This is a genomic window from Gordonia sp. i37, from assembly GCF_002043085.1.
Classification (GTDB): domain Bacteria; phylum Actinomycetota; class Actinomycetes; order Mycobacteriales; family Mycobacteriaceae; genus Gordonia; species Gordonia polyisoprenivorans.
Genome location: NZ_MVPX01000198.1, coordinates 1 through 6,379 on the forward strand (window position 1 = coordinate 1; position 6,379 = coordinate 6,379).

The 6,379-nt window shown below is 68.9% G+C and carries 7 protein-coding genes; all 7 read left to right on the forward strand.

Going from position 1 to position 6,379, the window contains the following annotated elements; genetic code table 11:
- The first annotated feature begins 6 nt into the window (after positions 1-6).
- The 7 genes from B1964_RS09335 to B1964_RS09365 all read left to right on the forward strand — a co-directional run bounded on the left by B1964_RS09335 (position 7) and on the right by B1964_RS09365 (position 6,299).
- Positions 7-942 carry a phosphatidylinositol mannoside acyltransferase gene (locus tag B1964_RS09335; protein WP_079929582.1) on the forward strand — a complete coding sequence of 312 codons (936 nt, stop codon included), beginning with the start codon at positions 7-9 and terminating at the stop codon, positions 940-942.
- Entirely contained in the window at positions 939-2,063 is a 1,125-nt protein-coding gene (locus B1964_RS09340) for a glycosyltransferase family 4 protein (RefSeq protein ID WP_079929583.1), read from the forward strand. The genes B1964_RS09335 and B1964_RS09340 overlap by 4 nt, the downstream gene beginning before the upstream one ends.
- Before the next feature lie 33 nt (positions 2,064-2,096).
- Positions 2,097-2,627, forward strand: coding sequence for a LemA family protein (locus B1964_RS09345; protein ID WP_253193936.1), 531 nt, complete (start codon positions 2,097-2,099; stop codon positions 2,625-2,627).
- A 129-nt stretch (positions 2,628-2,756) separates the two neighbouring features.
- Positions 2,757-3,716, forward strand: coding sequence for a pyridoxal 5'-phosphate synthase lyase subunit PdxS (gene pdxS, locus B1964_RS09350; protein WP_079929585.1), 960 nt, complete (start codon positions 2,757-2,759; stop codon positions 3,714-3,716).
- 94 nt (positions 3,717-3,810) lie between these two features.
- Positions 3,811-4,857 (forward strand): PP2C family serine/threonine-protein phosphatase, encoded by a 1,047-nt coding sequence (locus B1964_RS09355; protein ID WP_079929586.1) that lies wholly within the window; start codon positions 3,811-3,813, stop codon positions 4,855-4,857.
- A 77-nt stretch (positions 4,858-4,934) separates the two neighbouring features.
- On the forward strand, positions 4,935-5,636 hold the full coding sequence (locus B1964_RS09360) for an FHA domain-containing protein (RefSeq protein WP_253193938.1): 702 nt from the start codon (positions 4,935-4,937) through the stop codon (positions 5,634-5,636).
- Between the two features lie 222 nt (positions 5,637-5,858).
- Positions 5,859-6,299 (forward strand): LuxR C-terminal-related transcriptional regulator, encoded by a 441-nt coding sequence (locus B1964_RS09365; RefSeq protein WP_172398794.1) that lies wholly within the window; start codon positions 5,859-5,861, stop codon positions 6,297-6,299.
- Positions 6,300-6,379: the final 80 nt, after the last annotated feature.

The following is a 6,379-nucleotide window of genomic DNA, read 5'->3' on the forward strand; positions in this document are numbered from 1 at the left end:
ACGAGGGTGGGGTCAGCACTCGAGCGGCTGTCCGCGGGTGCCGCCGACCTCGGCTATCGGGCCGGGTGGGCCGGTGTCCGCCATGCTCCGGACGGACCGGCGCGCGCCGCCTTCGACCGGGCCGGTGCCTTCGCCGGGCGCCGCAATGGCGGACCGGAGCAGTTGCGCCGTAATCTCGCCCGGGTCCTCGGCACCACCGGCGCCCAGGTCCCCGACGACCTCGTCGCCGATGCGATGCGCTCCTATGCGCGGTATTGGTACGAGGCCTTCCGTCTGCCCGCGCAGGACCTGGCGGCCACCGCCGAGACCGTCGTCGTCCCACCCCCTGATCAGGCACGACTCGATGCGGCTCTCGACCGCGGCAAGGGTGTGGTCCTGGCGCTGCCGCACTCGGGCAACTGGGACATGGCGGGCGTCTGGCTGGTGCAGAACCGCGGGAGTTTCGCCACCGTCGCCGAACGACTCAAACCGGAATCGCTGTTCCGTCGGTTCGTCGACTACCGGGAGTCGTTGGGATTCGAGATCTTTCCGCTCTCCGGCGGCGAGCAGCCACCGTTCGGCCTGTTGGCCGAGCGCCTTCGCGCCGGCGGAATCGTGTGCCTGCTCGGCGAACGCGACATCGCGCGCCACGGCGTCCCGGTCACCTTCTTCGGCGAACGCACCCGCATGCCTGCGGGCTCGGCGCGGCTGGCCATCGAGACCGGAGCCGGCTTGTTGCCGGTGCACCACTGGTTCACCGACGCGCCCGGCTCGCAGATCACCGTCAGCAACGAGATCGACGTATCCGTCGGTGTCGAGGCCGCGACCCAGGCGCTCGCCGACACCTTCGCCGAGAACATCGCCGCACACCCCGCCGACTGGCACATGCTGCAGCCCCTGTGGGAAGCCGACTGGTCGGAGCGCCAGCGTGATCGGGTGCACGGGGCCGGGGAGAGCACATGAGGATCGGCATGGTGTGCCCGTACTCGTTCTCCGTCCCCGGCGGAGTGCAGGCGCACGTCGCCGAACTCGCCGCGGTGTTCATCGAACGCGGACACCATGTCAGCGTGATCGCCCCCGCCGACGGTGACACCGACCTACCCGACTACGTCGTCTCCGGCGGCCCGGCGCTCGCCATTCCCTACAACGGCTCGGTATCGCGGGTGAACTTCAGCCCCAACGGATATCGACGACTGCGTCGCTGGATCGCCGACAACCACTTCGACGTGTTGCACGTCCACGAACCCAATTCGCCGAGCCTGTCGATGATGGCCCTGATGGTGGCCTCCGGGCCGATCGTCACGACATTCCACACATCTACGTCGAAATCGTTGTGGCTCAGCACTTTCCAAGGCATGCTGCGGCCCTATCACGAGCGCATCTCGGGCAAGATCGCGGTCAGTGAACTGGCACGACGATGGCAGATGGAGTCGCTGGGTTCCGACGCGGTGGAGATCCCCAACGGGATCAACGTCAGATCGTTCGCCGACGCCGAACCCCTCGACGGCTATCCGTGGCCGGGGCGTACGGTGCTGTTCCTCGGTCGCTACGACGAGCCCCGAAAGGGCATCGACATCCTCATGCGCGCGCTGCCCACGGTGGTGGAGCAATTCGGCGACCTGCGGGTTCTCGTGGTCGGCGGCGGCAACCAGAAAGCGTTGCGTCGCCGCGCCGGAGATCTCGCCGACCACCTCGTGTTCCTCGGTCAGGTCGACGACGCCACCAAGGCCCGCGCGCTGGCCTCGGCCGAGGTGTACTGCGCGCCGAACCTCGGCGGCGAGAGCTTCGGCATCGTGCTCGTCGAGGCCATGGCCGCCGGCGCGGCGGTGATCGCCAGCAAACTCGACGCGTTCCGGCGCGTGCTCGACGACGGCCGGGCGGGCCGGCTGTTCACGGTCGGCGCCGCCGACGAACTGGCGTCGGGACTGATCGAACTACTCGCCGACGACGACGCCCGCGCCGACCAGGTGCGGGCCGCACGTGCCCGCGCGGCCCGCTACGACTGGTCGCGGGTCGCCGATCAGATCATGCGCGTGTACGAGACCGTCACCGTCGGTGCCGGCCCGGTCGTGGTGTCGGACTGACGTCGTGCCGCACGAACCGAGGGGGTGGAGGAGATGTCGGCGTTGACGATCGTAGTGGTCGTGATCATCGTGGCGATCCTGGTGATCATCGGTGCCTGGGCCTACAGTCGCGCGAATCGGCTCGACCGGCTCAACGTCCGCGTCGACCTCGCCTGGCAGGCGCTGGAGGCGGCACTGGAGCGTCGAACCGTGGTGGTGCGGGTACTCACCGCGTGGATGGAGGACTCCGGTGATCCGGAGATCGCCACCGCCGCACGGCACCTCGCCGCCTGTGCCGACGCCGCCGAGCACGCTCCGCGCGCCTCCCGCGAGGATGCCGAGAATGCCTTGTCCACGGCGCTGAGCAGGGTGGACCCGTCGGTCCGTCCGCCCGGACTGATCGCCGAATTGGCCGACGCCGAGACCCGGGTGATGATGGCCCGCCGCTTCTACAACGACGCCGTCCGCGACACCCTCAGCCTGGCCGACCGCTTCCTGGTGCGGTTGTTGCGCCTGGGCGGACGCGCACAGCGACCCGAGTATTTCGAGATCGTCGAGCGGGTGACCCCCGGCACCGCCGACTGAGCGGAGTCGGCCAAACCGAGGTGTGTGGCGAGTGCGCCGGACACCTCACCTATCCTGGTGGGACGCGCTGCGCAGCCGAGGGCTGCGCCGTCGCCGAGACTCGAAGAACCGCGAATCAGGAGACCTCCAGTGAGCCAACCCCAGTCCGGGACCACCCCCGGGTCTGATGCGACGTCCGCGATCAACGGACACCACGGCACCCCCGAGTCCGGACAGGGCACCGCACGGGTGAAGCGGGGCATGGCCGAGATGCTCAAGGGCGGTGTGATCATGGACGTGGTCACCCCCGATCAGGCCAAGATCGCCGAGGACGCCGGCGCGGTCGCGGTGATGGCGCTCGAGCGTGTGCCCGCCGACATCCGTGCCCAGGGTGGCGTCTCGCGGATGAGTGATCCGGACATGATCGACGGGATCATCGCCGCGGTATCGATCCCCGTGATGGCCAAGGCCCGTATCGGCCACTTCGTCGAGGCCCAGATCCTGCAGAGCCTCGGCGTCGACTACGTCGACGAGTCCGAGGTGCTGACCCCGGCCGACTACGCCAATCACATCGACAAGTGGGCGTTCACGGTGCCGTTCGTCTGCGGTGCCACCAATCTCGGTGAGGCGCTGCGCCGTATCACCGAGGGAGCGGCGATGATCCGGTCCAAGGGTGAGGCCGGCACCGGCGACGTCTCGAACGCGACGACGCACATGCGCAAGATCCGCGACGAGATCCGCAGGCTCAGCTCGCTGCCGACCGACGAGCTGTATGTGGCCGCCAAGGAGCTGCAGGCGCCCTACGAGCTGGTTGCCGAGGTCGCGCGGGCGGGCAAGCTGCCCGTCACCTTGTTCCCCGCCGGTGGCATCGCGACCCCGGCCGATGCGGCGATGATGATGCAACTCGGCGCCGAGGGCGTGTTCGTCGGATCGGGCATCTTCAAGTCCGGCAACCCGGCGCAGCGTGCGGCCGCGATCGTGCAGGCGACGACCTTCCACGACGACCCCGACGTGCTGGCGAAGGTCTCGCGCGGACTCGGTGAGGCGATGGTCGGGATCAACGTCGACGACATCCCGGCGCCGCACCGCCTCGCCGAACGAGGTTGGTGACCGTCCTGACCGCGAGTATCCGTCGACCGAATGGCTGTTCTCCGGTGTGGTCCGACGCCGTGCGGCGAGGTCTCGCCGGTAGGATCTGCTGACCATGGATTCGGTGAGCATCGTCCGCGACGAGGCGACCTCGGGCACCCACTTCGTGGAGGATCTGCGTCTGGAGTGGGCGGTGCGATGCAGCGTCGGCCGGGTGCGCGAGACCAACGAGGACGCCGCACTGGCCATGCCGGGCAAGTATTTGCTCGCCGACGGCATGGGCGGACACGACAGCGGAGAACTCGCCAGTGAGGCAGCGCTGCTGACGCTCTCGGCTGCCACGAGTGCCGGCGAGCTGATCGAGACGCAGAAGGCCCTCATCGACCTCCTCGACGAGGCACAGGCCCGGATCTCCGACATCGAGACCTCCTCGGAACGCCGCGCGGGAACCACGACGACCGGTGCGGTGCTGGTCACCGTCGAGGGCGAGCCGCACTGGCTGATCCTCAACATCGGCGACTCGCGCACCTACCGGTTCCAGCACGGCACCCTGCAGCAGCTGACCCGCGATCACTCGCAGGTCCAGGACTTCATCGATGCCGGGTTCCTCACCCCCGAGGACGCCCGCACCGATCCGCGCCGCAACGTGATCACCCGAGCGCTCGGCGCGGGCATGATCGAGCCCGTCGCCGACTACTTCAGCACCGTCGCGTTGCCGGGCGACATCCTGCTCATGTGCTCGGACGGTTTGACCGGGGAACTACCCGACGACGAGATCGCCCGCATCCTCGGTGACGCCGACGGCGTCGTCGACGCCGCGGACGAACTCGTCGACGCCGCACTGGAACTCGGCGCTCACGACAACGTGACCGTGATCGTCGTCGAGGTCCACGAATCGGTCCCGACCATCCGGATGCCCGCCGTGAACGGCGACGCGGACGGTGCTGAGGGCGACGGCGCTGGGGTCGACGGCGCTGCGGCGGACGACGCGGGGGTCGACGGCACCGCGATCGACGGGGCGGCTGTCGAGGAGACAGGAACTCACGACGCAGGGGCCCAGGACGCAGGGGCCGAACAAGCGGAAGAAACGGTGGCCTCGGAAACCGTGGCCGACGGGACCGCAACCGACGGGGGCGACGTGGAGCCCACGCCGGAGAAGTGATCGGGGTCGGATGAATGATTCCTGAACCGGGACATCCGGGGTCGGAGCATTCGGGGAGCACTCCGGTGCCCCCGGGAATGACCTACGTCGAATACTGCGGTGAGCGCTATCCGTTGATGGGTGACCGACGATTCACCGTCGGGCGCGAAGCCGACCTCTCCGTCGACGACAACCCCTATCTGCATCGCCGATTCCTGGTGCTGCACAACGAAAACGGACTGTGGTGGCTCACCAACCTGGGCACCCACCTCTCGGCGAGCGTGTCGGCCGGCGACGTCGGGTTCTCGGCGACCCTCGGCCCGGGTGCTCGTATGCCGCTGGTGTTCGGCGAGACGACGATCGTGTTCACCGCCGGCCCGACCACCTACGAACTCAGCGTCTACGCCACGGCCCCACAGGTGCGCCCGCTCACCGAGCAGTCCTTCATCGGCGGTCGCACCACCCAGGGCGTCCCGATGCTCACCGAGAGCCAGAAACTGCTCATCGTCGTGCTCGCGGAAGAGATCCTGCGGCGCGAGGGCACCGGGGCCAGCGCGATCCCGTCGTCGGCGAAGGCGGCCGCCCGGTTGGGGTGGCCGCTGACGAAGTTCAACCGCAAACTCGACAACGTCTGCGACAAGCTCGATCAACTCGGGGTCAGCGGGATGCGCGCCGGGGGCGGCAAGCTCGCCAGCAACCGCCGCGCCCGTCTGGTCGAGTACGCGGTCGCCTCCCGCATCGTCACCCGCGACGATCTCCCGCTGATCGACGCCGAAGCCGCGCGCAACGCCGCGAGCTGATGTCGGGGCCCGTTCCCCCTTCCTGGGGAACGACGCATGGGTAGTCGTGGCAACAACTCCTCACCGGCTCGAAATTACCCCTTCTGACCTGCGCTTATCCCATGGGTAGTTCTACCCATGGGCAGGGGAGTTCTCCCCATCGACCTCCCGTCGGATCGCTCATAACGTCTTCTGCATCGGGGCAACGGAGCCCAACGCATGACGCGAATCCAGGAGGACACCATGACCGCAGTCGTTCCCCACACCCCCGCCAGTCAGCTCGCCCAGGCCGCTCGTCGCCGCGCCGAGGCCGACCGTCGGCGTACCGAGGCGCTCGCGCGCCTCGCGGCCCGCCGGATGCCGTTGCCCGGTCAGCAGCCGATGCCGGCCGGCCCGCACATGCGCCTGGTTCCCGAGGCGCCGCAACCCGTCGAGGAGGCCGCCGCTCCCGAACTGCCCCGGCCGAGCCTGACCAACCGCGAGATCGAGGTGCTGCGCACCTGGCTGATGGTGGACTCGAAACCCGCTGTGGCGCAGGAGCTGTTCATCTCGCTCGGCACCGTCAACACCCACCTGACCCGCATCCGCGCCAAGTACGCCGAGATCGGCCGTACCGCGCCGACCAAGGCGGCGCTCGTCGCGCGCGCCGTTCAGGATGGTCTGGTTCGTCTCGACGAGCTGTGAGGAATCCGGGCACCCGGTGCCCACGGCGTCCGCGCGGCGAGCCGTCTGCGCAGGCCCTTTCGAGTGTCGACGGAACGCAT